At 40.7% G+C, this 25,725-nt stretch carries 24 protein-coding genes; 17 read left to right on the forward strand and 7 right to left on the reverse strand.

The genetic code is table 11. From position 1 onward, the window contains the following. Nucleotides 1-148: 148 nt before the first annotated feature. Nucleotides 149-448 (reverse strand): DUF3817 domain-containing protein, encoded by a 300-nt coding sequence (locus V1502_RS08880; RefSeq protein WP_409253995.1) that lies wholly within the window; start codon nt 446-448, stop codon nt 149-151. 554 nt (nt 449-1,002) lie between these two features. On the opposite strand from V1502_RS08880, the gene V1502_RS08885 reads away from it, so the two are divergent. Beyond that, a complete protein-coding gene (locus V1502_RS08885; RefSeq protein ID WP_409253996.1) occupies nt 1,003-1,863 on the forward strand; it encodes an STAS domain-containing protein in 861 nt (286 codons plus the stop codon). 644 nt (nt 1,864-2,507) lie between these two features. On the opposite strand, the gene V1502_RS08890 is transcribed toward V1502_RS08885, so the two are convergent. From V1502_RS08890 to V1502_RS08900, 3 genes are all read right to left on the reverse strand, one after another. Beyond that, complete coding sequence (locus V1502_RS08890) at nt 2,508-3,167, reverse strand: DUF429 domain-containing protein (RefSeq protein WP_409253997.1); 660 nt, start codon at nt 3,165-3,167, stop codon at nt 2,508-2,510. A gap of 176 nt (nt 3,168-3,343) precedes the next feature. Further along, nucleotides 3,344-4,138, reverse strand: coding sequence for an alpha/beta fold hydrolase (locus tag V1502_RS08895; protein ID WP_409253998.1), 795 nt, complete (start codon nt 4,136-4,138; stop codon nt 3,344-3,346). Nucleotides 4,139-4,367: 229 nt separating this feature from the next. Next, nucleotides 4,368-4,580, reverse strand: coding sequence for a hypothetical protein (locus V1502_RS08900; RefSeq protein ID WP_409253999.1), 213 nt, complete (start codon nt 4,578-4,580; stop codon nt 4,368-4,370). A 341-nt stretch (nt 4,581-4,921) separates the two neighbouring features. On the opposite strand from V1502_RS08900, the gene V1502_RS08905 reads away from it, so the two are divergent. The 8 genes from V1502_RS08905 (at nt 4,922) to V1502_RS08940 (ending at nt 14,944) form a co-directional block, all read left to right on the forward strand. After that, the gene (locus tag V1502_RS08905; protein WP_409254000.1) at nt 4,922-5,314 is read left to right on the forward strand and encodes a thiol-disulfide oxidoreductase DCC family protein; all 393 of its coding nucleotides are present in this window, start codon (nt 4,922-4,924) and stop codon (nt 5,312-5,314) included. 75 nt (nt 5,315-5,389) lie between these two features. Then, nucleotides 5,390-5,812: a DUF4064 domain-containing protein gene (locus V1502_RS08910; RefSeq protein ID WP_409254001.1), complete on the forward strand. Its 423-nt coding sequence runs from the start codon at nt 5,390-5,392 to the stop codon at nt 5,810-5,812. A gap of 400 nt (nt 5,813-6,212) precedes the next feature. Beyond that, nucleotides 6,213-8,351, forward strand: coding sequence for a GDYXXLXY domain-containing protein (locus tag V1502_RS08915; protein ID WP_409254002.1), 2,139 nt, complete (start codon nt 6,213-6,215; stop codon nt 8,349-8,351). Nucleotides 8,352-8,708: 357 nt separating this feature from the next. Beyond that, on the forward strand, nt 8,709-8,936 hold the full coding sequence (locus V1502_RS08920) for a hypothetical protein (protein WP_409254003.1): 228 nt from the start codon (nt 8,709-8,711) through the stop codon (nt 8,934-8,936). Nucleotides 8,937-9,233: 297 nt separating this feature from the next. Beyond that, nucleotides 9,234-9,998, forward strand: a complete 765-nt coding sequence (locus tag V1502_RS08925; RefSeq protein WP_409254004.1) for a polyphosphate kinase 2 family protein — start codon at nt 9,234-9,236, stop codon at nt 9,996-9,998. A gap of 987 nt (nt 9,999-10,985) precedes the next feature. Then, nucleotides 10,986-13,139 carry a DNA topoisomerase III gene (locus V1502_RS08930; protein ID WP_409254005.1) on the forward strand — a complete coding sequence of 718 codons (2,154 nt, stop codon included), beginning with the start codon at nt 10,986-10,988 and terminating at the stop codon, nt 13,137-13,139. 176 nt (nt 13,140-13,315) lie between these two features. Beyond that, on the forward strand, nt 13,316-13,579 hold the full coding sequence (locus V1502_RS08935; RefSeq protein ID WP_409254006.1) for a hypothetical protein: 264 nt from the start codon (nt 13,316-13,318) through the stop codon (nt 13,577-13,579). A gap of 264 nt (nt 13,580-13,843) precedes the next feature. Continuing rightward, nucleotides 13,844-14,944, forward strand: a complete 1,101-nt coding sequence (locus V1502_RS08940; protein ID WP_409254007.1) for a M24 family metallopeptidase — start codon at nt 13,844-13,846, stop codon at nt 14,942-14,944. Between the two features lie 187 nt (nt 14,945-15,131). Here V1502_RS08940 and V1502_RS08945 read toward each other — a convergent pair whose 3' ends face one another. After that, nucleotides 15,132-15,506, reverse strand: a complete 375-nt coding sequence (locus V1502_RS08945; protein WP_409254008.1) for a rhodanese-like domain-containing protein — start codon at nt 15,504-15,506, stop codon at nt 15,132-15,134. Nucleotides 15,507-15,648: 142 nt separating this feature from the next. Here V1502_RS08945 and V1502_RS08950 point away from each other — a divergent pair, with 142 nt between their 5' ends. From V1502_RS08950 to V1502_RS08965, 4 genes are all read left to right on the forward strand, one after another. Then, nucleotides 15,649-16,320, forward strand: coding sequence for a type 1 glutamine amidotransferase domain-containing protein (locus V1502_RS08950; protein WP_409254009.1), 672 nt, complete (start codon nt 15,649-15,651; stop codon nt 16,318-16,320). A 291-nt stretch (nt 16,321-16,611) separates the two neighbouring features. Beyond that, nucleotides 16,612-17,883 carry a DUF2254 domain-containing protein gene (locus V1502_RS08955; protein ID WP_409254010.1) on the forward strand — a complete coding sequence of 424 codons (1,272 nt, stop codon included), beginning with the start codon at nt 16,612-16,614 and terminating at the stop codon, nt 17,881-17,883. 89 nt (nt 17,884-17,972) lie between these two features. Next, complete coding sequence (gene map / locus V1502_RS08960; protein WP_409254011.1) at nt 17,973-18,716, forward strand: type I methionyl aminopeptidase; 744 nt, start codon at nt 17,973-17,975, stop codon at nt 18,714-18,716. Nucleotides 18,717-19,289: 573 nt separating this feature from the next. Beyond that, nucleotides 19,290-20,117, forward strand: a complete 828-nt coding sequence (locus V1502_RS08965; RefSeq protein ID WP_409254012.1) for a LysM peptidoglycan-binding domain-containing protein — start codon at nt 19,290-19,292, stop codon at nt 20,115-20,117. A gap of 425 nt (nt 20,118-20,542) precedes the next feature. On the opposite strand, the gene V1502_RS08970 is transcribed toward V1502_RS08965, so the two are convergent. Beyond that, on the reverse strand, nt 20,543-21,346 hold the full coding sequence (locus tag V1502_RS08970) for a VLRF1 family aeRF1-type release factor (RefSeq protein ID WP_409254013.1): 804 nt from the start codon (nt 21,344-21,346) through the stop codon (nt 20,543-20,545). A gap of 313 nt (nt 21,347-21,659) precedes the next feature. Between V1502_RS08970 and V1502_RS08975 the strand changes: the two genes are divergently transcribed. From V1502_RS08975 to V1502_RS08990, 4 genes are all read left to right on the forward strand, one after another. Next, the gene (locus tag V1502_RS08975) at nt 21,660-22,241 is read left to right on the forward strand and encodes a 3D domain-containing protein (RefSeq protein ID WP_409254014.1); all 582 of its coding nucleotides are present in this window, start codon (nt 21,660-21,662) and stop codon (nt 22,239-22,241) included. A gap of 504 nt (nt 22,242-22,745) precedes the next feature. After that, entirely contained in the window at nt 22,746-24,263 is a 1,518-nt protein-coding gene (locus V1502_RS08980) for a glycine betaine uptake BCCT transporter (protein WP_409254015.1), read from the forward strand. 189 nt (nt 24,264-24,452) lie between these two features. Next, nucleotides 24,453-24,569, forward strand: a complete 117-nt coding sequence (locus tag V1502_RS08985; RefSeq protein WP_409254016.1) for a YjcZ family sporulation protein — start codon at nt 24,453-24,455, stop codon at nt 24,567-24,569. 151 nt (nt 24,570-24,720) lie between these two features. Further along, a complete protein-coding gene (locus V1502_RS08990) occupies nt 24,721-25,329 on the forward strand; it encodes a lytic transglycosylase domain-containing protein (protein WP_409254017.1) in 609 nt (202 codons plus the stop codon). Nucleotides 25,330-25,444: 115 nt separating this feature from the next. On the opposite strand, the gene V1502_RS08995 is transcribed toward V1502_RS08990, so the two are convergent. Continuing rightward, nucleotides 25,445-25,705 (reverse strand): GlsB/YeaQ/YmgE family stress response membrane protein, encoded by a 261-nt coding sequence (locus tag V1502_RS08995; protein ID WP_409254018.1) that lies wholly within the window; start codon nt 25,703-25,705, stop codon nt 25,445-25,447. Between the last annotated feature and the right edge of the window lie 20 nt (nt 25,706-25,725).

A 25,725-nucleotide genomic window follows, 5' to 3' on the forward strand; every position in this document is an offset into this window, starting at 1 on the left:
TTAATGTGAGTACAGAGCAGATTAAAACTATGCATCCGAGAAGGGACAGACTTAAGAACTGATGAATCCCAATTAAAAAAGCAGCGAAATCCCCGCTGCTTTTAGCTGTTACTTTCATTCAATTGAGGCATATCAAGTTGGCCATCCCTTAAGAAGAGAAGTTACTCTTTTTCAATCTGCTGTCAAGCATCATGTTACCAAAAGGCACGAATGCCACAAGAACAGAGCCGAAAATCCATTTAAAGGCCCACCTTACCTTGAATGTTGTGTAGGCAATCACCACTAAATAAAGAATAAAAAAGAATCCATGAAGAGCTCCGACAACGGACACGGCTTCTGGAATCCCTGCTATGTACTTAAGCGGCATGGCAATAAACAACAAAATCAGAAGAGAAGCTCCTTCAATGAACCCCATCATCCTGAATCTACCAATATCAGTTTTCCACATAAAGTGTCCTCCTGTGCTTATTCTTTCTGTCCATTATAGTATACATGCATCAAGAAAGCAGGTGAATGACGAACATTTCATGAAATTTTCAAACTTTGATAGCGAAAGTACACTACTCAACCTGTCCAGTATATATTTATATTCACCTTTACACGGGAATTATGAATCTTTAATGAGGTATCCTAATTGAAGGAAAATAGTTTTATAAAGAGTTTATGAGGTACCCTAATTGAATAATGAGGCTTAAAATGGTCTTATGAATGGTTTATCAGACACCTAAATAAAAATAAAGCAAAGAAGGTCTTATGATAGGTGATTTAGGCAACTTAAACGGAAATGAGGTCCCAAAAAGACTTATGTGGGGATACGCTTTTTAAAAAAATTTGCAAAAATAAGTTCTCCTTTCTAGAGTATATCTATAACATGACAATATCGAAATAGGGTAAATATGGTGCCCAATAAAAATTAATTCAATAGCAATTCATCTTGGTAATTGCTAAAAGTTTTAAAGCTTTATACAATAAAAATATATTTATGTAGAGGTGAAGAACCTGATGGAAGAAAATAATAATCAATTGCTTTTTCAATATATTGTACAGAGTGCACCTAGTATGACTAATGATTGGCTAGATTCCCGGGAGGAGAGTGCCGGATATTCTATTTATTCAAAGAGCGCTTCCCCGGAAGTGGAGAGAAAGCTGCGAGAACATAATGACGAATTGATAGAAAGTATTGCCCATATTTTCGTGTCTAAGGAAAAGTTTACAGAAAAGGTGAACCAGTGGGCAGAAAAGATTGCGGAAGAAAGGGTAGAAACAAAAACATCCCTTTATGAAGTCATACAAAAGTTCAGTATATTCAGGAGAATTTATTGGGACTATATCGAAAAGTTTATCAGCGAAAATGTCATTGAAGCTACACAAGTGGTGGAATGGAGCAAAGCGTTGAATACAGGAATTGATTCCATCATCGAAAAATTCACAGAGCATTATCATATCAAAACGAGAGAGTCTTTCTCAAAACAAGAAAAGCTGATCAAATCCATTACATCTCCCGTTATACCTGTGACGGAAAATGTGGCCATCTTTCCGCTGCTCGGCAACTTAAATATCACCATTGCAGATGGATTAGCTGATTCAGTATTGCAGCAGTGTACGAAATACAACATATCTAAACTGTTTATTGACATTTCAGGGGTAGGGACGTTTGATACAATGATTGCCAATCAGATTTTTCAAATGATTTCCAGTCTGAAATTGATTGGTGTTGAGACCTTTCTGTCAGGCATCCGCCCTGAATTGGCAATGACAGCTGTACATCTCGGGATCAATTTTAAAGAGTACCCTTCCTACAGCAGTTTAAAGCAGGCCTTGAAGGAAAATGGTTTTCAAGTGGAAAATGTATTAGCGAAGTAAGCCAAAAAACAGTCTGTAGTTGAACAGACTGTTTTTTTAATGAAAACCTTTATAAATCGATCGTTGAAATTACAGTTATAAAAAGAAATTCCTGATATTTATAACCCAATGCCATTTAGTCTTTATAGGCGGGCTCTTGCTGAAAACCTATAATGCCGTCGTACTCGCCGTTTCACCCATTATACGTACTATCACCAGCCTATAATGTGGTGTTTCTCGCCGTATCGCCCATTATACGCCCTACCATCATTCTATAATGTGGTGTTTCTCGCCGTATCACCCATTATACGCACTACCACCAGCTTATAATGTGGTGTTTCTCGCCGTATCGCCCATTATACGTACTATCACCAGCCTATAATGTGGTGTTTCTCGCCGTATCACCCATTATACGCCCTACCACCAGCCTATAATGTGGTGTTTCTCGCCGTATCACCCAATATACGCACTATCACCATTCTATAATGTGGTGTTTTTCGCCGTATCACCCATTATAGGCCCTACCACCAGCCTATAATGTGGTGTTTCTCGCCGTATCACCCATTATACGCCCTACCACCATTCTATAATGTGGTATTTCTCGCCGTTTTACCCATTATACGCACTATCACCAGAACTAAAATACGATTTGTCCTTTCACCCCTTTAACAGCAATAGTCATAGGGGTGCAGGGGAGGATCGGCTTTCCAGCACCAATTCGGCTCGAGATACGGATCGCCCCAATACCATGCCCCTAATGCAGCAGCGCAGGAATCTATAGCGTGGGTCGATTCTTTTACTTCATCAGGTAAAGCGTTAAGGTCAGTGGATTGAAGGAAATGAAAGATGTGCAGCCGAGAATCGACCTCTTTTTTGTAAAGAAGAAAGTGAGGTATCAACTCTTCGGGTATCCTTGAACCCATCACCGCCCCAGGGTGTACTTCCACTATTTTTACTGGTTTGCTTGTTTTCAGGGAACCTATGGCCCTGGTTAAAGATATGCCCCTTAATGTAAGGTAGGCCATCCGGTTCATGGTTGGTGCCATAATGGAAGAAGGCCTCATGCCAAGTTTTGTAATATAAGCTCGTAAACTTTTGTCCGACTGTCTGTCCCCGCCGCCATCTTGATAGGAAAGGGGAGAGTCTATACCAATGAACACCGATTGGTTTTCGGCTTCCTTTTGTATCCTTGAAATAATTACTTCATCTGTCGCACCTGATATAAGCTGTCTCAACTTTAAAGCTCCGTCAACTTTATCAAATATTGAAACGACCGTATCCTTTGAATTGGAAGGGCCGGATAAATCAATTCCGATTACGATCATACTTTCACCTGCTTTCCTATAAATCTTGATTTCTAATTTCAAGCATTATTAAACACCACTTTTTTGAGGTGTTTCGGTAATACTCTACCCAATTTTTGAGATCTGTAAAGCATTATTTTAGGGGAATGTTTTTATTCCTTAGACAAAAAAAATCCGCCCTTTGCAAAGACGGATAGTTATAGCAGAATGGATGCCGGTACAGCATGCAATTTTTTTAAATACTTAAGAGTAATAGAATTGAATTTTTCCGGCTGATCAATATTGCAGACATGACCGGAATTTTCTATCAATTGCAAATCTAATTCTTGTTGTTTTTTTACAAGCTGCTTGACGGGGGTCAAGAACAGGTGATCTTCTTCTCCCATGACAAAAAGCGTTGGGATACCCTTGGAATCAATTTGTAAATTCCTTAAGTAAGGGTTGATTGACTTTGTCAGTCCAAACCAGCGGATGAATTCCTTTTGACACATTTTTTTCGCCTGCTTTACAAACGTATATCTGGATTCCATATGCCTTGGCTTTGGCATAATGATCCACGCAAACAGTTTGTACAGCCACATGTATGGCAGGATGAATTTAAAGGCATTTCCTATGGCAAGTAAAAATTTCGTCCGAAGATTCAACTGGATGACAGCTCCTGCCAAAATCATGGAGGATAATCTCTCGGGATGTTTACCTGCAAGGGTTTGAACCACAATGGTTCCAAGTGAAATGCCAATAAAATGAGAAGTTTGAATGTTAAGGTGATCCAGGACATCAATAACTTCCTCCGCCACATCCACAAAGGAATCTCCTTTTTTCCAAGTAGCTTTGGAACTTCCGTGTCCTCGTAAATCAATGAGCAATATATTAAATTCTTTTCTGTATTCTTTTACTTGTTTGAACCAGATGCTGGAGCTTCCGCCTGCACCATGTATAAAAGTGACCCACGGAGAATGGTGGTCTTTTCTATATGTTTTGAAATGTAACATTCTTTAGACCTCGCAATCAAAGGTGAAAAGCAGCATGGTAGGTTCATATAAATGACTAAAAAATATGCTGCCTCTCTCAGAAGAATAATAGAGCGATTCTATTATAACCTACAAACGGCAATATATCATCCTTCCAGCAGCAAAAAGGTATTAAAAAAGACTGTCCCCTTTAACGAATTATCGTGTTAAAGGGGACAGTCCCTCTTAGTGCGGTGAAGCGCTAAAGCGGCTATTCTTGAAAATAATCTTTGAATTTCTGTGGATCACTTTGGTGGTCCTTTTGGTAGTAAGGATTTTCTTCTTCTGCACTTTTCGGATCGAGATTGGTTTTGATGACGAGAGTTGGGTTATTTGACGGCGTGGACGCAATTACACGGTCATCCAAACTGTCAAAATCCGGCTTTTGTGAATTTTGTTCTTTTTCCAAATCAATCACCTCCATCTACTAGGATGCAGATATGTCATGGATTTATGTATATGGAAACAGCGTTAACTATATCCACAAAAAAAAGCTGACTCGGCAGAGCCGAGTCAGAAAAAACGAGGGGGTCTAAAGTCTTTTCAAACCTTCCTCCATACCTTACATGGAATAAATTAAAATGCCAATCTCCTTATTCCCCCATGATTGTACATACAAGACGATAAATGAGAAAAAAGCTGGTTAATTGAATGAATTTCATCCAAACCAATAACTCTAAGCATATTGTGGGAGCTATCAACTATTTTAATGTTTATTTTTATAATGGTATTATTAAGGGGAAGGAGAGAAAGGGGACTTTCAATATGAGTGGAGTCATTTTGTTCGATGGAGTATGCAATCTCTGTAATGGTGTTGTGCAATTCATTATTAAACGGGACAGCAATGCTTATTTCCAGTTTGCATCTCAGCAGAGCACGAAAGGTATTGCTTTGATGGAGAAGCATCACATAGATTCTCATACTGACAGCTTTTACTTAATAGATCAGGACCGCGTGTTTATGAAATCGACGGCCGCCTTAGAGGTGAGCAGGAATCTTGACGGGGTTTGGAAGGTGTTTTATCTTGGAATAATCATTCCAAAGTTTATCAGGGACTATATATATGATTATATCGCAAAGAATCGATATAAATGGTTCGGCAAAAGTGACGCCTGTATGCTTCCCGGACCAGAAACGAAGAATAGATTTATTGAATAGTCATTTTAATGAATCTTTTTGAGGGCTTCCACGTATGTAATGATGGACCAACTTAATAGCAGGAGGAGATTTCACGTGATAAAACGAACAGCAGAAATAGTAATGGGAATAATCGGGATTATTCTCAGTGGGTTATTTGCCATAATGGGATTCATTCTAAATGCGAACAGTGCTGTAATGCAGGAGATGTTAGAACAGGAAATAAGCCGTGATCCATCCCTTACAACTGAAGACACAAGCTACATTATGGGGATGATCGAGTCAATGGGACCGTTTTTAATCGGGCTCGGTTTGATCAGTTCCATTTTAGGGCTGGCTGCTGTCCTTCTTATAAAAGGGAACAAAAAGCCGGTGGTTGCTGGAATATTATTCATTCTGGCAGCTTTGGTTGTGGGACTCGGTACATTTGGTGCAGGCTTCCTTCCTGGCTTACTCTTCTTGATTGCAGGTATCATGGCGTTTGTAAGAAAACCGAAAGAGCCGGTTTCCATGATTTAACGAGTAGAATACAGACACCCAAGAGCTATCACTATAAAGGGGATAGCTCTTTTTTTATGGCTCTTTTCGTAAACATTGTTGCTATTTAATACAAATTTTAAAAAATCTACTTAATTAACCAGGAATAGCCTGATAAACAAGTAAGAAAAGAGCTAATTCACCTCTTTCAGAGAAAAAAGCCCTTGTCTCCAAGGGAAAAATCCGGCTCTTTGGATTTTTCCGAGAGCAACAATCTATACGAATACAGCCTTTATTTATAAAAAAGCGGGATAGTAAACCTAAAATTCTTCATATATATACAGCATACAATAGTATAAAGAGGAGACCATGCCTATCCATCAGGAATAATCCTAATCAGAAATTTTCAAAAGAGACACATTAGGAAACGGGGGGAAATGCAATGAATGGGAAAATGACCAATTTGGGTTACTTATTCAGTATCAGCTTAGTGCTGGCAAGTCTCTTTTATTTTTTTGCATCCAACTGGCAAGGAGTTGACCGTTTAACTAAAGTAGGAATGATCACAGCTGTTTTGCTTATCTTTTACCTATTAAGTTTTTTCTTATCCAACGTGTTGAAAAGCAAGCTTTTTCTAAGCAGATGGGTCCTGTTTTGCGGCGGCGTCAGTTTTGGGATAGCCGTCGGATTGCTTGGCCAGATTTACAATTCGCATGCTGATAGCTATCTTCTATTTTCAGTCTGGCTGATCCCGATTCTGTTACTAGGCTTTATTACTAAATATCGCCCCTTTTATCTCCTTGGTTATGTCCTCTTTCATTTGGCGTATTATTTCTACCTGTTTCCTTCAAGCTATTCCATCAGGTGGACCGAAACACAGTTATTTTTACTGATCTTGTCCATAACTGCTGCCAATGCGGTTTTATTTCTTTGGTCATTGAAGTCCAATTGGGATCTCTCTCCTATCAAGTACGTTTCCTTTTCCGTTTTTCAGTTCTTATTAATTTATCTTAGCTTTTCGGAAAGTTTCCCGACCTATGGCAGCTTGATGAACTTGATATTCCTCGCTAATGGCGTATTCGGGATTTGGTTATCAATAAAGGTTCTTAACAGAAAGAGACTGGCTGCGGGGTTCATTATCTCTTTATCAGTGTATTTATTGTCTAAAGGGGTTGAATTGATTATTCACTTTGCAGGAGAAGCTCTATTTATCTTCTTGTTGATAGTTTCAATCGCCTTGGTCATTGTTGCAATCAAGTCAATAAAATACCTAAATACAATAGTCAAAGAGAATCCTATATTCCAAAAGGCCATTACAGTAAGTGTCACCATCGTAGCTGCGATTTTTTCCGTTATATCCATTGTGGGGTTAACCGCATTGGCTTTTATGGGTTTCCCGGAAACGTTTTTGTTTTATTTTGCTCTGACTGTCTTGGTTCTTCCTGGGTTGCTAATTCCATTAAGGAGCCCCATGCCAGAAGTTCTTCAATATGTCGTCCTTACCACAGGGTATATGATTGTCATAGGAACCAGTCTGTTCAGTAATGACCTTGTTATGAAAATTATCATGATCCTGGCGGCATTTGCAGGTGTAAGAGTAAGTCAGCCGGCTGGATTGAAGGTGATACAGTTCATCGCACTTAATACAGCGCTTGTTACTTTGATGACAGAATTTATCCATTCGTACCATCCGATAGGCTTCTGTATGGTTCTCTTCAATGGAGCTTATTACTTGCTTCAGAATAAAGTCGTTGGGGTAGGGAGAACAGCATTGATTGCAGCGTTCGGTTTCTATATTAGTCTTACGATAGCACCCGCAACCCCGCATGCTCTTTATATCTTTTATAATATAAGTTATTTTGTCATCGCTACAGCAGCCGTTATTTTTTTCAATAAGAAAAACTTACAGGCTGAGTTTGCGATTTCCCTCATCTATTGGTTCTTGTTTATTGGCTATAAGTACTATGACCTAATGTGGATGCTCATACACAAATCAATTCTTTTCCTGGCGTTAGGCTTTCTGACTCTTGCTGTCACTCTCTATTTAGATAAAAGCAAAGACAAAGTCAGTGGCTCTATATCCAATAATTTTGTCCTCACAAAATGGAAAGCCCTGCTTGTAATCTTATTCCTGCAAACAGGCTTTCTTGCTTATCAAACATTTACTAACGAATCATTAATAAGAGACGGCGAAACCGTAAAGCTGGAGCTGGCCCCTATTGATCCCAGGTCGCTGATGCAGGGAGACTATGTACGTTTGAGTTACAAAATTACTGACCAGCCAACCCTAAGGGATACGGGACTGCCCGGGGAGAAAATCCGGCTCGTACTCTATCCTGATGGAGAGGTTTATTCCTACAAGGGATACTACAAACAACGCGGGAAGTGGAATAGAGAGTATATCAAGAGTGAAACTGATATCCTTATTAACGGGGTAATTGGAGGAGATGGCAGGGTCATTTTCGGCATAGAGAGTTTCTTTGTTGAGGAGGGCACGGGGGTTGAAACAGAAAATACTGCAGAGTATGCAATCGTTAAAATTTCCGCGAATGGCAATGCTCTCTTGGTGGGTCTTGAATGACTAAGAAGAGGTGTTGTTCATCGTGCCCATTTATTTTGACATGTAGATAGATGTCCATTCCTTTCCCACTCCCTGTCATATCTTATAGTAAGGCTCTTTTCTAAAACTTTGTTGCTATTTACTATTAAGTTCAAGGGATATGGGCAGAAATCACAGAAAATATCTTAGTCAGCATGTAAGAAAAGAGCTATTCACGTTATTCAGAGAGAAAAGCCCTTGTACCTAAGGGGAAAATCCGGCCCTTTGGATTTTTCCGATAGCAACAATCTATACGAAAACAGCTTATAGTAAACCAATCTATGAGATACAGGCATCCCAGTCTGTATGGAATGGGTTGAGCTAAAGGAGGGGAAAGATTTGTCTGACGAGAGAAGAAGAAGACGTGTAATTAATGCTGATAAAGTCCTCATTCGAGCTAACGAAGTCATTATTTTGGATGCAGATGATAAAAGAAGACGCAGATTTAATGATGACGGTGTATTGGGTGCCGATGATAGAAGAAGACGCAGACGTGACAGGGATGATGTCTTTGGAATTGGTGACAGAAGAGATGACGACAAGCGCCGCGATTGGTCCTGGATTTAATGTTTCTGCATGAAGGTTCCTGATGAAAATCAGGGCCTTTTTTTAAAACGATAATCTATGTTAGAGAGTGATGTTGTATTCTTGAGTATATTTAATTCCAGGATTTCCACTACAGATGGAGAACTCCTCGGGTCAGGCGGTGAGCTTTCGCTTTTAAAGGTTGCAGTTTCAGTCCGGAACGTTCGGTACCCTCTGGAACGAAATACTGTCCCTCGGGTGTTTGAAGTATATCAGGTCAGGATAAAAAACGAAATAACAATCTTTTAATACATACTATAAAATAAGGAGGTCTTTTACATGCTTGATTCAGTGGATCTAACGAAAAAAATTGAAGATAAAAATCACTACAAAAAAAGACTGAAAAAACTTCAGCTGCAGCTCCTTGGCTTGCAAAGGGCCCTGCATGATGAAAAAATCGGATGTATCTTTGTCTTTGAAGGCTGGGATGCTGCCGGCAAGGGAGGGGCCATCAAAAGGACTACCCAGAACATGGATCCAAGAGGATATGAGGTGCACGCAACCGGCGCACCGACCCTTGAGCAAAAACAGTATCATTATCTGCAGCGTTTCTGGAACCGGATGCCAAAGTACGGAAAAATCGGCATCTTTGACCGTTCATGGTACGGGAGGGTCCTCGTCGAAAGAGTGGAAGGCTTTGCAGATGAATGGGCATGGAAGAGGGCGTACGGTGAGATCAATCAATTCGAAGAAATTTTGTCCAACGAAGATTACATCATCCTCAAATTCTGGTTTCATATTTCAAAAGAAGAACAGCTTAGAAGGTTCAATGATCGGAAGAACGACCCTATGAAATCCTGGAAACTAACAGAAGAAGACTGGCGGAACAGGGAAAAGTGGGAGCACTATAAAGAAGCGGTAGAGGACATGATCAATGAAACGAACAAGGCTAACGCTCCATGGTACATTATTGAAGGTGAAGATAAAAAATTTGCGAGAGTAAAAACCCTGGAAATTATCACTGAAACCATTCTGGAGAAGCTAGAAGAACGCAATGTGGATTTAAGTGGTTATGTTAAGAAAAAAGAAGAAAAGAAGTCATAGCCATTAACATTGAGAGGAAAATACAGGCCGGGCAATTGTAATAAAGGGAGGTTAGGAAAGATTAGGACCTGATATGGTAAAGCTTGTTGAAGATATGCCTGATGATAAAGTGGTTGAGTACTGGGTGTATGCCAGGTGATTGCTTAGGAATGTGTTTGGTATATGAAGTCAGTATTCAACCCATGAGAAGGCTTCAAACCAAAGACGCTGTCCCATAAAAAAGGCAAATGGGCCAATGGCTGGAATTCCAGGGTGCCGGCCCACCAAAAGATGAGAGGGCAGAAATCTGAGGAGGGTGGTACATTAAAAGCAATGAGAATGCTGACATCTAAAAACGCAGGCCATGAAATAGGCATACGGGTCTATGAGAAAGCAGAACACCAAGTATTTTGGCACCTAATAGCCGTAAAACCAATCTTGCAGTCTGTCAAAGATAGCCGAACCCCAAGTTCAAAACTTAATATTTAATCGCCTTATCGAACAAACCGGTGCTGCCCAAGTTAACCAATCGAGTCGAACGAATCAAAGCCTACCCACACACCCAAAATATAAAATGATAGATGAGCCTACCGCTGTTGAGTTGACTTGCGTTATAATAAGAGCGAGGACCATCTCACGAAACCTTCCCCTTTCTATCGAACAAAGCAACCAATACGATGAATGTCATACAGAATTAGTTGCTTGACTACACTATATTAGAAACTCTAAAAAGGTCTCCGCCAGAATCACTCGACTATCCTTACATTCAAATCTTCCCCCTTCACACAATTAGCTTATTGAATTCCAATCCATTAACCCAACACCCATACCAACCATGTTTTATACAGAACGTCACTGTCTCGCAGATTAATGCACCACTGTTTTAGCAGTTTGATATATGCTACAATGAAGGATATTTGTCAACAAATTCAATCGCCATTTTAAACATAGAATCGAAAGAAACCCATTGCACTTTTTGTAAAACAATCCACTGCAAAGGAGCCGAAAATGAAAGTTATAATTGCAGAAAAGCCTGATCAGGGAGCTGCGCTAGCCAAGCCTTTTCCTCATAAGAAAGGACAGGGATTCATTGAAATCCTGCCAAATCAGCTGTTTCCAAAAGGAGCCTACATTACATGGGCCATCGGACACCTTTTGCAGCTCCAGTCCCCGGAAAAATATAAAAGCCAATGGAAGAAGTGGAGTGTCGATACATTACCGATCATTCCAGAAAAATTCAAATATGAAGTAACCAGGTCAAAATATAAGCAATTTAATGCAGTTAAATCTCTACTTCAAAAGCCCTCAGTTACCGAGATCATTCATGCGGGTGATGCAGGCCGGGAAGGGGAATTGATTGTTCGGAACATCATCAATATGGCCGGGGTCCGCAAACCAATGAAAAGGCTTTGGATTTCTTCCCTGACACCAAAGGCCGTCACCGAAGGGTTTGCCAAGTTATTGGATGAGAGTGATACGAGGAGTGTTTTTTATGAGGCCTATTCCCGCGCGTGTGCGGATTGGATTATCGGGATGAATGCTTCCAGGATCTATAGCATTCTTTTAAAGCAGAAAGGTATGTCCGATGTCTTTTCGGCTGGGCGGGTACAGACGCCTACGCTAGCTTTGATTGTAAAAAGAGAAAAAGAGATTGAAAGCTTTGTCAGTGAACCATTTTGGGAAGTGACCGCAGATTTTGATGTGGAGGGAAAAGTATACCAGGGGAAATGGGAAAAAGATAAGGATTCAAGGGTGAAAGATAAAGAAGTTGCAATGAAAATTGCGGATTTTTGTAAAGGAAAACCAGCAGAAGTAAAGGATATCTTGACTGAAAGGAAAGAATATCAGCCACCGATGCTGTTCAACCTGTCCTCACTTCAGGCTACAGCCAACAAGGTGTTTAAATTTTCACCTCAAAAGACCTTGGATACTCTTCAAAGGCTTTATCAAAAAGGGATTGTTTCCTATCCTCGTTCCGATTCAAACTACGTTACCAAAGGAGAGGCAGAAACATTTCCGGAAATATTAGGAAAATTGAACAATATTCCAGCTTATCAAGAGCTGTTTCCGCTCCCGGTACAGTCTGTCATTCATAATAAAAGGTATGTTAATGAAAAGAAAGTGACTGATCACTATGCCATTATTCCGACAGAGCAAGTGAAAAACCCTGAGAAACTGCCGGCTGATGAGCAGAAAATTTATGATCTGGTTGTCCGCAGGCTTATTGCTGCACATTATGATAAATCCATTTTTGATTATACGACATACGTCACCCTTGTTGATGGCAGGGCTGAGTTTATCTCCAAGGGGAAAGTCCAAATACAAGAAGGCTGGCGAAAGGTGATTTTCCAGAGTGACAAGGATGATGAACAGCTCCTTCCAAAAGTCGATAAAGGGAATCTTGGAAAAGTAAAAAGTGTAAAAGTCAAAGAAGGAAAAACACAGCCTCCTAAACGGTACACAGAGGGACAGCTGATTACATTGATGAAGACCGCAGGGAAGCATTTGAATGACGAAGAGCTTGAAAAAGTGCTCTCCAGTACTGAAGGATTGGGAACAGAAGCGACAAGAGCAAGTATCATTGCTGGTTTGAAAGACAGAAAATATATAGAAGTGAAGCGAAATACGGTCTATGCAACCGATAAAGGAAAAGTCTTGGTTGAAGCAATCGGCGATAAGATTCTCGCTTCCCCTGAAATGACTGCGAAATGGGAACAAAGGCTCCGTGAAATTGGGAAAGGACAAGCCTCTGCCCCTCAATTCATGGAGCAGGTCAAGAAGCTTAGCGGAAAAATCATCGAAGACGCGATTGAGGCGTCCAACAGCTGGATATTCGAAGGCATCGACACAGAATCCATTCAAAGGACCCGGTCGCGTGGTTCGCTGGGCAAGTCAATAGGCAGCTGTCCTTTTTGCAAGGAGAAGGTCATCGACAAAGGAGAATTTTATGGCTGCAGTGCCTATAACAAAACAAAATGCAGTTTCACGTTATCTAAAATGATCATGAAGAAAAAGATTTCCCAAGCGAATGCAAAAAAATTGATTACTGATGGTAAGACTGATGTGATAAAGGGCTTTAAAAAAGGAGAACGAACTTTTGATGCGATCCTTGCCTGGAACCAAGAGAACAAGAAGCTTGAGTTCGAATTTCAAAAAGAATAGTATATTAATATACTATTACCGAAGAGTGTAAACAGATAGTAAGATTCATGGTAAATTGGATAGACCTTTTAACAAGAGTATGAAATTATTCTTGTAATTACGGTTTCAACTTCAGTAGAACGGGTATCTTTAGAATAACAACACATTCTTAAATATTCATAGAGGAGTGAACTGTAATGGATATTGGTCTATACAAAATTGAAAATATGTCGGATGAAATTATTACATTATCATTATATGAGAATGAAGCAGGAGATAGAAAGGCAATGCAGCATCTTCCTAGAGCACTGTTTCCTTTCCATGTGACGAACGAAATCATGATTGAAGTTTCTGAACGTGCCGGACAGCTTGAATTCACGCCTATCAGTACTGATAATGTTGAAGCACGTATTCAGGCAGAGGAACTCCTGAAAGACTTCATAGGCACAGCCGAGGTATAAACCAGTAAAGAAAGACACCTTCTTAGAGAAACCGTCAAAGAAGGTGTTTTTTAATGCGTAAAATTGACCATATTCTAGTAAAAAAGACGGTTACTCTCAGGGATCACTTTCCCACAGAGTCTGGTCCGGATTAATTCCTACCTTTCCAAAAGCAACGCTCACTGCTTATATATTAACTTTGAGTATAAACTATGATAATGTGTTGACATGATCGCTTTTAGGTAACACCAGTTAAATACATATGTAAGAAGTGGAGTGGAGAAAATGAAGGATCGCATAGAAAAGTTTCAAACATGGCTGAAAGAACAGGATATCGCAGGAGTCTTCCTCAATTCCAAAGAAAATGTTTTTTACTTATCCAACTTCCTGACGGACCCGCATGAGCGGTTAATGGGGCTTTTTCTTTTTAAGGAGGCGGCACCGTTGTTTGTTCTTCCGGCAATGGAGAAAGGCCAACTGAGAAATGCCGGTTGGAATGATGAAATCATAGGATATGGGGACCATGAAAATCCTTGGGATCTCATTCAAGAGGCCATCAGGAAGAGAAATATTGTAAAAGCGGAGAGAGTGGCGCTGGAGAAAGAAGTGCTTTCCTATTCACGAAGTGAGGCTTTCTTGTCCATGTTCCCGCAGGCTGAAGTCATTAATGCAGAAGATAAATTGAATGAACTTCGTGTGGTTAAAGACGAGAAGGAAATTGAAATAATCCGGCGTGCTGCGGAATTGGCCGATTTTGGAGTGCAGACAGGAGTGGAAGCACTTAAAGCGGGCATTACTGAAATGGAAGTGCTGGCTAAAATTGAATATGAGCTTAAGAAAAAAGGAATAAGGCAAATGTCGTTTTCAACCATGGTCCTTTTCGGTGAAAAATCGGGTGAGCCGCATGGAAATCCTGGTGACCGCCGCTTGAAGCCTGGGGATTTTGTGCTCTTTGATTTAGGAGTCGTCCTCGAAGGATATTGCTCGGATATTACTCGTACTGTTGCTTTCAAATCTGTATCGAATAAACAAAGAGAAATATACGAAACAGTTCTGAAAGCTGAACAGGCGTCACTCGAAGCAAGCAAGCCGGGTAACAGAATTGGTGATCTAGACAGTATCGCCCGCAAAGTCATTTCAGATGCAGGATATGGCGACTACTTCCCTCATCGTATTGGTCATGGATTGGGTATCAATGTTCATGAGTTTCCTTCTATGAGCCATATGAACGATGGGATATTGAGAGAAGGCATGGTGTACACCATTGAACCAGGAATTTATCTTCCGGAAATCGGCGGTGTCCGTATTGAAGATGATGTACTTGTCACTTCCGCTGGATATGAAACACTAACAAAGTTTCCAAAAGAGTTGCTCATTATTGAATAAAAGAAACCTGTGCTGTCGGTTCAGCACAGGTTTCTTTTATTATGGCCCCTTTCAAAAGTTTGTTGCTATTTAATCTAGGATAAGCAAACAAGAAAAGAACGACTACTCACTCTGTCGAGAAAGGAAAGCCAATGTATCAGAGGGGAAAATCCGGTCCTATGGAGCCAATTCTAAAAAAACACGGCCTTTAGTTTTCAAGTGGATAGCTCCAGCCGCTCATTCCAGACTTCAAATAAGATACTTCAGTAAAGCCATTGTTTATCATTAAAGCTGCTGCCTGTGGAGATTTGCTTCCTGTTTGACAGACGACAATATAGGTTTTGTTTTTATCCAAATCATCCATGCGGTTTTCCAGTTCGTCCAGAGGTATGGATACACTTTCTTGAATATAGCCTGCAGCACGTTCCTCTTTTGTACGTACATCCAGTACGGTCACTTCTCCTGAATCAATTTTCTGTTTGGCTTCTTCATTGGTAAGTGCTTCTGATTGCTGAACAGGGCTGCATGCAATGAAAGTAAGCGTAACAAGGACGGATAAGGCCAATAGCGTATATCTTTTCAATGAATGGTCTCCTTTCATTAACAGTAACAGTAGAGGCATCATTCTTTATATACACAATCCCGCTTTTTTAAAACCGCTTTTGAATTATAGTTTAACTCAACCACCCCACGGATAAATAAAAGTTAACAGAGAAGAAGGAGGAATGGTTAACGTGAAAAAGATACTAATCGTCCTGACAAATACCGAAGAAATCGATAAAGACCATCCTACGGGTTTATGGCTTTCTGAATTTGCCGAGCCTTATGTGGAGTTTATAAACAATGGATACAGTGTAAGTGTGGCCAGTATTAAAGGCGGTCGAGTTCCTGTCGATCCCCGGAGTACCACCGAAGGAGAAATGCCTCCTGATGAATGGGAAGGAGCAATCCGGGAGCTGGAAAGCACGCTGGTACTCTCTCAGGTAAATGTAAATGATTATAATGCCATCTTCCTTCCGGGGGGACATGGAACGATGTTTGATCTTCCAGGAAATTCGGCTTTACAGGAAGCACTAGCTCATTTTGGAGAGAATAATAAGCTGATCGGTGCTGTTTGCCATGGGCCTGCGGGATTTGTGGATGTAAAACTATCATCAGGCCGGTACCTTGTCGATGGCAAAAGAATCACTGGTTTTACGAATGAAGAAGAACAACAGTCGGAGATGGATTCATTAGTGCCTTTCCTGCTTGAATCTAAGTTAAGGGAAAATGGGGCAGACTTTCAAAAGGGAAGTCCTTATTCGGATTACGTGGTGACAGACACGGGATTCGTAACAGGCCAGAATCCTCAATCCGGTTTAAGTACGGCCAAAGCCTTTGTGGAACAACTTCAATGAAGGCAAGAAAAACCGGCTTCTCTGGCCGGTTTTTTATGATGGTGTATTAGGCTCTATTCTAGTACTATGTTTGCTATTTACTAGTAAGATCAAGAGATATGGCCAGAACTAACAGAAATTTTCTTAGTCAGCAAGAAAGAAAAGAGCTATTCACCCTTTTTGTGAGAAAAGCCCTTATAGCCAAGGGGAAAATCCTGCCCTTTGGATTTTTCCGATAGCAACAATCTATATGGAAACAATTTTGTTTTACAGTGATATAATCAGCGCAATTTAGCGAAAGGGAGTGATTCTTTGAAGAGTTTCTTTGTGAATCTAAAAGATCGTATATGGTTTGTTCCTTCTTTATACAGCGTGGCTTCGCTAATTTTAGCTATTTTAACCATTTCGGTCGATTTTTATTGGGCACCCTCGCTGGAGGGATATCTGCCAAATTTTATGATGACCCAAGTCGACTTGGCCCAGACTGTTCTAAGCACGATAGCCGGTTCACTACTGACAATGACAACCTTTACTTTCTCTACCGTCATGGTGGTACTGACTACATACTCATCTCAATTTTCTCCCCGTGCCCTAAAGCACTTTGTTAATGACAAAACAACAGTTCGAGGCCTGGGAATCTTTATGGGTGGATTTATATATTCCGTCACCGCCCTGCTGTTCATGCGGCAGTCGCTGAACCAGCAGTTTGTCATTGCTTCTTTTTTTGGAGTGGTTTATGCCATTGTTTGCCTTGCTTTCTTTGCCTATTTTATCCATCATGTTGCCACTTCTATTCAGATCAGCAGTTTAATTGGAAGGCTGGAAAGAGATACGCTGAAAGTTTTAAGTTTCTATAAAGACCTTCAAAAAAAGAATGTGGTCCAAGAAGAAAAAATGGTACCACCCCTATATAAATGTAAAAAAGAAGTTTGCAGCGAAGAAAGCGGCTTTCTTCAATTTGTTGATTTTAAAGGTCTGTTGGAACATTCAGCAGAAAAAGAAATTCTTATTGATGTGGAAGTAGGGGTCGGAAAGTTTATAAGAGAAGGACAGCCCCTCTATACGATCTATAGCGATCAGGAGTTAAATGAGGAACTATCAGAATTTTTTTCCGTGGGAAGCGCAAGAATGGGAAAATATGATCTGGAATTTTCAATTCAAAGAATATCAGAGATAGCTGTAAAAGCTGTCTCCCCTTCAATCAACGATCCTAATACAGCAAGGGATTGCATCAGATATCTGGGGGTTCTTCTCGGTGAAACAGCAGAGTTGAATGACGGTATCTTAACATTAACAGATCAAGAGGGGAGACCCCGGGTAACGATTCCGTTTTTCACTTTTGAAAGATTGCTTTACAAGTCCTTCTACCAAATTGTTCATTATGCTAAGCAAGATATATCAGTGATTTTGGCTTTGTTGGATGCCATGATCATTATTCAAAAGGAAATGCCGGCAGGCCGTCAAGAAACCGTCTTCAGTTTTCATAAGTATATTCTCCAAAATATTGATAAAGAAAATATGCAGGAATGGGATCTGAAGTATCTTAATGAAAAAATTGATTATCTGGAGGCTGAAATTCGGTGAGTGGTGAATCTGTCCGGGCAGTTCCCTTCTCATTCGACATGAAATCTGTATAATAGAAAAAGACGACTATTTAAAAGAAGGAAGATAACATGATTATTAAAAATGAACAAGAACTACAAGCGATGAAAGTCATCGGAAAGATTGTCGCATCCATCAGGGATGAAATGAAAGGTGCTGCCAAGCCAGGAATGACAACCAGGGAATTGGATGAGCTGGGAGCAAGTCTGTTTGAACAACATGGTGCCGTCTCGGCTCCTAAACAAGAATATGATTTTCCAGGGTTTACTTGCATCAGTGTAAATGAAGAAGTAGCTCATGGAATCCCTGGGGACAGGGTCATCCAGGAAGGAGACCTTGTCAATATTGATGTCTCCGGATCAAAGGATGGATTCTATGCAGATACAGGCATTTCCTTTGTTGTAGGCGAGGGGAATGAAAAACTGCATGATTTGTGTGAAGCAGTTAAAAAATCGTTCGACGCAGGTCTGCGCAAAATCAAGGCAGGTTCCAAATTAAACGGTATTGGGAAGGCTGTACACAATGAAGCTCGTAAAAATGGATACACGGTCATCAAGAATTTGACGGGACATGGTGTTGGGAAATCACTTCATGAAGAACCGGCCCATATCATGAATTATTTCGATCCGTGGGACAATGGCTTGCTCGTAGACGGCATGGTCATCGCTTTTGAACCGTTCGTTTCCACTCGGGCTGAAGAAATCGTCCAGGAATCTGATGGATGGACATTCGTCACAGAAGATAAAAGTTATGTTGCTCAAATTGAACATACAATTATCGTGACAAAAGGAGAGCCCATCATTCTAACTCTTTAAAATTGCGCGAGGATTCAAAGCGGAATCTGAGTTCAGGATTTAAAATAATCAAATTTTATTTAAAAATGATAATATAAGTAGAAGCAGCCTGTGATTAAACATGGGCTGCTTTTTTTAGGAAGAGAGGACAAGATAGCCATTTGAATAGTGTTATTATTCCACTGTCGGTCCGGAAGAGGATCAGATGAGGAGAGACTTTCTCATGCAGAGTATTCTGGGAATAGGCTATGTAAAAGTGGGTTGAGGTAAGTGGAGATTATCTTTGAGAGATTTCCAAGAAAATTCCCGAATTCTATTGAATATTGAGGGATAAACCGGTATCATGAAAGATAGTAAAATATCTATTTACCATTAAAATCCCCTCATTAAACCACCTTTCAAAATCTTTTGTTTCCTTCTATTAAAAATGTGTGAACCCTTTCCCATCAGGAATATTATCCCATTACAACACTGAAATATAAATGTATTGACTCTATTATACTCTCGTAATCGCATTGTAGTACTCCTATGTTAGCATGAAGAATGTGAGTAAAGATATCGTACCACTTACTAACAAAGGAGAGGATTACTAGAATGAAGAAAACAGTTATCACTCTTGCAACGGCAGCAAGTTTAACACTAACAATGGGCGCGAGTGCCTCTGCGGAAAAAGTAGAAGTTAAGAAGGGCGATACTCTTTGGGGGTTATCAAAAGAATATGGTACATCTGTTGAGGACCTTCTAAGATGGAATAACTTGAACTCCGATCTAATTTTCCCTAATCAGGAATTGAGAGTATCAGCTACTGAAACCTACACAGTAGAGTCTGGAGATTCTTTATGGGGAATTGCAAAATATTACGGTGTATCGGTTAATGAAATTAAAAATACTAATTCATTGAGTTCAGACATTATATATCCTGGCCAAAAGCTTACTATCGATTTGGACAACCGCGGACTGGCCACACTGGTAAACGAGCAGGAGACAACCGCTGCACCACAGCAGGCAGCAGAGGAGCAGACTTCGGCACCTGCTGCACAGGCAACTGCAACTGCTGAAACTACAGTTCAAGATCCAGCACCTGCTCAACCGGCAGAAACACCTGTAAATACGCAGCCGACTCAGGAAGCGGCTAATACACTTACTGTGAAAGCAACAGCCTATACTGCAAGCTGTGTTGGCTGTTCTGGAATCACAAGAACAGGTGTAGACTTGATTGCCAATCCGGATGCAAAAGTCATTGCAGTAGATCCAAATGTCATCCCGCTTGGTACGGAAGTATATGTTGAGGGATATGGATATGCGACAGCACAGGATACTGGCGGCGCAATCAAAGGAAACAAAATTGACGTATTTATCCCTAATAGACAAGACGCTCTTGATTGGGGAGTACGTTCAGTAAAAGTAACAATTTTAGATTAATCAACTTTAAAGAAGCAAGGGCTTGAGCCTTTGCTTCTTTTTTATGGTTCTTTTCTAAAACTTTGTTGCTATTCACTATGAAGTTCAAGAAATAACCATATTTCACAGGAATTATCCTGGTAAACAAGAAAGAAAAGAGCCATTCACCCTGTTCAGTTAGATAAGCCCTGGTACCCAAGGGAACAATCCGGCCCTTTGGATTTTTCCGATAGCAACAATCTATACGAACACAGTGGTTTTAATACATATGTTTAGGGCAAAACCCAAAGTGCTCGAGGTTTCGTTACAGTATGTCCGTAACCTGTGGGTGGTACGCAAGATAGGCGTAGATCATAAGTTGAATTTATTCACAAAGAAGTATTTTTAATCTCCCAAACACAAAAAAGCAAAGGCTTTTCACCTTTGCTTCCAACTTTATTAATAACTTAAGAAAAAACCTCTTCCAAAATTTTTTCTTCTTTTTGATTCAATAGGTTCTTATGCAGAATATCGTCCACTTTTTTATTCATACTCTCTGTCAGCAGGTGCCCGGTTGCTTTATCACCCACTACGATGAGTTTCTCCCAATTGCGGTTCGCAGCTTCGCGGTCAAGCTTATTTCCCAGACTCTTATACCAGCGTTTTTGGTGGGCTTCGATTCTATCTTGAAAATGGTCATACTGATTGGCGCTGCCTCCATTGCCTCCAATGCTGACGTCAGCCGGCTGAGGCCCTGCATGTCTGCGCCACTCTTCTGTGTCTAAATCAAATTGATACATTTCGGTTTCCTGCACTTGGCCAAATGCTGTTTCTATTACTTTTACCTGATTTTGCTGGAGAAGGATCAGGCCGGTAAGAGGATGTTGGGCATGAATCTCTTTAAGCTGGTCAAGCACGGCAAATTCTTCCCAGTAGAAGTTTGTCTTAACCGGGACTTGCAATTCTAGTGTTTCCCATACACCGCTGTCCTTTGAGGCAAAAACAACGACGCTTCGAGGGAGATCTCTTTCCAGTCCGGAAACATAGGCTTCAACTTTTTCACGTATACTGTGGAGTCTTTCGCTTTCTTCCTCGTTACTTCTATCAAGATATTCTTCAAAACTATTGAATCCGTTCTTAAGGGCGATTTTCCATTTTCCTCCCTGCTGGTTAGGATTTCTTCTGTCCGTATTGAGATACATCGTCAGTAGTTTATCTGGTTTTTGTAAATGAAGGTTTTCAAGTTTTTTCAGTGTTTGTCGAATGGTCATCTGTTCATCCTCCTTATGAAGTTGATTTTCATAATGAAATGGTACAGAGAGCAAAGATTTATCGTGGAAACCCTCTATTTGTATTTATCTTCTAATGGAAGAGTGTAAACGTTTTATAGGAAATTATTGTTTGTAATTCCTTGGAAAATTAATAAGATTCCTCAAGATTATGGCCAGGGTGTGATATTATTCCTGAAAAATTACGTTGTGTTACTCAAATGTCATGGTTTCATCATTCTTTTGTCACCTTCATGAGATATGCCTATGTTACTATGACTTCTGTTGGCTTAACGGCCGAAAAGGAGGCTACATCATGAAAAAGACATTATTGGTTGCATTCTTAATCTTACTAATCAATGGAATTTATACATTATCTATTCTGGCAGAAAAAAATACTGAAATTCAGGAACAAGTCAGCATTGAGAACTACCACAATATTAAAGAAGGTGACATGCTTTGGGAACTGGCTGCTAAACAAGATGAGGCGGGTATCACGGTAGAGACAAGACAGGAACTGATTCATAATGGAAAAGAAGCACTGGTTCAAAAGCAGGAGGAATCACAAAATGAAAAGGATGCAAAGGACAATAACAGCGGCAACGTGGTGAAAGAAGTTGAAGTTAAGGCCACGGCTTATACAGCATACTGTGATGGCTGTATCGGTATTACGAAAACGGGTGTCGACCTGAGGGCCAATCCGGATGAAAAAGTCATCGCTGTCGATCCGGCTGTTATTCCGTTAGGATCAAAAGTGTATGTCGAAGGATTTGGGTATGCAACAGCAGAAGATACAGGTAGTGCCATTATTGGAAACCGCATAGACATCTTTATTCCATCTCGTGAGGAAGCATTAGAATACGGAGTGAAAAATATTACTGTGCAGATCATTGAATGACCAAGCAGGTTACTTTAACACATTAAAGCGCTAAGAGGGACTGTCCCTTTTAGCGCTTTAGTGTGTTAACGGCCGGGTTTTGTATTTGGATTCTTCACCGATTGAATTTCTTTTCGGTCACTCATTTGTCTTTCTGCTAATTCTTTCGCTGCTTCATGCTGGGCGTTTTGGTCTTGTTTTCGCAAAGTTGGTCCTCCCTTTTGGGTACTTTGTCCTTCCAGAAGTAGTTTTTGTAGGAAGGAAGGGATTCATACATCCTTTTTAACTGTTTGAAAGCGGATAATTTGGGAGTATCTTTTTGATTTTCAGGGAAAATATAAATCCATGGATTTAAAATGAAAAACCGTTTGATTTATTGCAAAATTTTTAAAACAGGCATTTTAGTTGAAATGATAGAATTCAATCTGTTATGGTAAGGAATGTTGTTTTAACGGGCGGAGACAAGGTTATAAAAATGTATAGGACAACCAAAAGTATGAAGTTACATATGGAAGGAGAATGAAGATGAAAAAAATATCAAGTGTTTTTTGGATCACGGTTGCCATTGTCTTGGCTGCCTTGATCTTTGGAGTAAGTGCTCCTGAAAGTTTTGAAGAACTTACAGCAAGAGTCCAGTCTTTTATTACTACGAGGTTTGGCTGGTATTACTTAATACTTGTGACATCGATTGTTATTTTCTGTATCTTTCTTATTATCAGCCCTATTGGAACAATCCGACTGGGTAAACCTGATGAAAAACCAGAATACAACACAACCACATGGTTTGCGATGCTATTCAGCGCAGGAATGGGTATTGGGCTTGTATTCTGGGGGGCGGCAGAACCGCTTTCTCATTTCATGGCACCTCCGTTGGCTGAGGGAGGTACAAATGAAGCGATTAAAGAGGGAATGCGTTTTACTTTCTTCCATTGGGGAATCCACGCATGGGCCATTTATGCGCTGGTCGCTCTCGCCCTAGCTTACTTCCAATTCAGGAAAGGGGAGCCTGGACTTGTTTCAGCTACCCTGAAGCCTTTATTCGGTGATCGTGTAAACGGACCTCTTGGAACAGTAATCGATGTACTGGCCGTTTTTGCAACCGTAGTAGGGGTGGCGACAACACTTGGCTTTGGTGCCGCGCAGATTAATGGGGGGCTTTCATTCCTATTAGGGATCCCAAATAATTTCGCAATGCAGTTCATCATTATAGCCATCGTTACAGTTTTGTTTATGATTTCAGCTTGGTCCGGACTAAGCAAGGGAATCAAATATTTAAGTAACACCAATATGATACTGGCGGTATCTTTATTAGTTCTCATGTTTATTGTGGGACCTACCCTGCTGATCTTGAATTTATTTACTGACACGTTGGGTGCATATGTACAAAACCTTGTGAGGATGTCCTTCCGGATTGCTCCGCTAAACGAAGATCATCAATCATGGATTAATGGCTGGACGATTTTCTACTGGGCATGGTGGATTTCATGGTCTCCATTCGTAGGGATTTTCATCGCAAGGGTATCCCGCGGAAGAACAATCCGTGAATTTTTATTCGGGGTCCTTTTGCTCCCTGCACTTGTCAGCATGCTTTGGTTCTCGGTATTTGGCACGACAGCCATAGATCTCCAGCAATCCGGTGCAGTGGACTTAACCACTTTTGCAACAGAGGAAGTTCTTTTTGCAGTATTTAATCAATTCCCGTTATCCGCCATCCTTGCAATTGTAGCGGTTATATTGATCAGTACGTTCTTTATCACTTCTGCTGACTCTGCAACCTTCGTCCTTGGAATGCAGACTACCTATGGTTCGTTGACACCGCCGAATACGGTAAAGTTAACGTGGGGTATTGCCCAGTCGACAGTTGCCTTGATATTGATGTACAGCGGCGGACTGCAGGCCTTGCAGAATGCATTAATCATTGCCGCATTTCCGTTTTCAATGATTATGATCCTTATGATGGTGTCTCTGTATAAGGCATTGACAAAGGAAAAGAAAGAATTAGGTTTATACTTAAAACCTAAACCCCGAAACAAGGTACGTTAATAGTGAAAGAAGACAGGTCGAATGGGCCTGTCTTCTTTGTGTATTCAGAGGTGCTAGAGGGATGCTCCGGTATGTTTACAGTTATTATTGAGTCTGATAATCGTTTTTTCGATTTCAGGGCGTTTATTTCAGTCATATTCCTATTCCAGGCATACAGTGTAATAACCCCTGTACAAGGAGGTGTTTTGTATGTGCGGTTATGGTGGATACGGCTATGGCGGCGGCTACGGTTACGGCGGGAGTTTCGTCCTTATTGTAGTTCTGTTCATTCTTTTGATCATTGTCGGTGCGGCGGTTTTAAGATAATATTGGATGCAGCTTCAGCAGGGATAGGCTGCTGAAGCTGGTTCAAGTCATTGTGATACATATTATTAATGCCAACAGCGTAAAAAGTTGCTTATATCAGTGAGTTTTCTTAAAATAAATTAGACACTTATTAGAAGGTTGATGCGTCTTAATGGTAAAAAAACGACCGAAACGGAAACCGAAGGGATCTCCTTTAAGGATATTACTCATTCCGCTCACCATTCTCGTTGTCTATTTCATTGTGTACGGCGGATTTTTGACCTATCAGGAACTTTCAGAGGAAGCCAAGGTTGAAATCCCCCCTGAGTATATCCCTATTTACAAAGAAGCTGAAAATAAATATGGGGTGCCATGGAATCTTTTAGCAGCGCACCACAGGGTCGAGACGAGATTTTCACAAATGGAAACCATGATTTCACCCGTTGGTGCAGAGGGGCATTTACAATTCATGCCCTGTACCTTTGTAGGCTGGTCTCATCCTTCATGCGAAGGGCTGGGGAAAGGGAATATACCAGAAGCTGAATTGACTGATCCAGGGGTAATTGCGAAATATGGCGGCTATGGAGTGGATGCCAACGGAGACGGACGGGCGGATCCATGGGATGTGGAAGATGCCGTCCATAGCGCAGCCAACTATCTTGCAAGCAATGGGGCTGCTGAAGGAGACATCGAGAGAGCTGTCTTTGCTTATAATCACAGTGCAGAGTATGTAGAGGATGTCTTGTATTATGCTGAACGATATAAAAAAGAGGAATTTTAACAGTCAAGTTTGCATGATGATCGTAAATGATTATAGGGACAGGCCGTTGATTGACTCAGCCAGCAACGGCCTGTTTTTCTGATTTCTAAATGCTGCGTTTGAATGTTCTTCTTTTTCAGTGAGTACGGGTCTTTCTCATGCTTTTCATGATCAGGCTCAGAAGGAAGACGAGTATGATAGCCCCTATCAAGGCCGGTATGACAGCCATGCCGGCTATAGAAGGACCGAAATCGCCAAATATTAAACTGCCAAGCCACGCGCCTACAATCCCTGCAATGATATTTCCGATTATTCCTCCTGGAACATCTCTTCCTAAAATCAAACCAGCTAGCCACCCAATGATACCGCCAATGATCAGATACAAGATGAAACTCATAAAATATCCCTCCTGGAATG

Origin of the sequence: Rossellomorea sedimentorum (assembly GCF_046237645.1) — a bacterium.
Taxonomy (GTDB): Bacteria; Bacillota; Bacilli; order Bacillales; family Bacillaceae_B; genus Rossellomorea; species Rossellomorea sedimentorum.

Bases quoted from the DNA above. Each gene is read 5' to 3' on its own strand.
- V1502_RS08880 (WP_409253995.1), bottom strand. From the start codon at position 448: ATGTGGAAAACTGATATTGGTAGATTCAGGATGATGGGGTTCATTGAA.
- V1502_RS08885 (WP_409253996.1), top strand. From the start codon at position 1,003: ATGGAAGAAAATAATAATCAATTGCTTTTTCAATATATTGTACAGAGT.
- V1502_RS08890 (WP_409253997.1), bottom strand. From the start codon at position 3,167: ATGATCGTAATCGGAATTGATTTATCCGGCCCTTCCAATTCAAAGGAT.
- V1502_RS08895 (WP_409253998.1), bottom strand. From the start codon at position 4,138: ATGTTACATTTCAAAACATATAGAAAAGACCACCATTCTCCGTGGGTC.
- V1502_RS08900 (WP_409253999.1), bottom strand. From the start codon at position 4,580: ATGGAGGTGATTGATTTGGAAAAAGAACAAAATTCACAAAAGCCGGAT.
- V1502_RS08905 (WP_409254000.1), top strand. From the start codon at position 4,922: ATGAGTGGAGTCATTTTGTTCGATGGAGTATGCAATCTCTGTAATGGT.
- V1502_RS08915 (WP_409254002.1), top strand. From the start codon at position 6,213: ATGAATGGGAAAATGACCAATTTGGGTTACTTATTCAGTATCAGCTTA.
- V1502_RS08925 (WP_409254004.1), top strand. From the start codon at position 9,234: ATGCTTGATTCAGTGGATCTAACGAAAAAAATTGAAGATAAAAATCAC.
- V1502_RS08930 (WP_409254005.1), top strand. From the start codon at position 10,986: ATGAAAGTTATAATTGCAGAAAAGCCTGATCAGGGAGCTGCGCTAGCC.
- V1502_RS08935 (WP_409254006.1), top strand. From the start codon at position 13,316: ATGGATATTGGTCTATACAAAATTGAAAATATGTCGGATGAAATTATT.
- V1502_RS08940 (WP_409254007.1), top strand. From the start codon at position 13,844: ATGAAGGATCGCATAGAAAAGTTTCAAACATGGCTGAAAGAACAGGAT.
- V1502_RS08950 (WP_409254009.1), top strand. From the start codon at position 15,649: ATGGTTAACGTGAAAAAGATACTAATCGTCCTGACAAATACCGAAGAA.
- map (WP_409254011.1), top strand. From the start codon at position 17,973: ATGATTATTAAAAATGAACAAGAACTACAAGCGATGAAAGTCATCGGA.
- V1502_RS08965 (WP_409254012.1), top strand. From the start codon at position 19,290: ATGAAGAAAACAGTTATCACTCTTGCAACGGCAGCAAGTTTAACACTA.
- V1502_RS08970 (WP_409254013.1), bottom strand. From the start codon at position 21,346: ATGACCATTCGACAAACACTGAAAAAACTTGAAAACCTTCATTTACAA.
- V1502_RS08975 (WP_409254014.1), top strand. From the start codon at position 21,660: ATGAAAAAGACATTATTGGTTGCATTCTTAATCTTACTAATCAATGGA.
- V1502_RS08980 (WP_409254015.1), top strand. From the start codon at position 22,746: ATGAAAAAAATATCAAGTGTTTTTTGGATCACGGTTGCCATTGTCTTG.
- V1502_RS08985 (WP_409254016.1), top strand. From the start codon at position 24,453: ATGTGCGGTTATGGTGGATACGGCTATGGCGGCGGCTACGGTTACGGC.
- V1502_RS08990 (WP_409254017.1), top strand. From the start codon at position 24,721: ATGGTAAAAAAACGACCGAAACGGAAACCGAAGGGATCTCCTTTAAGG.
- V1502_RS08995 (WP_409254018.1), bottom strand. From the start codon at position 25,705: ATGAGTTTCATCTTGTATCTGATCATTGGCGGTATCATTGGGTGGCTA.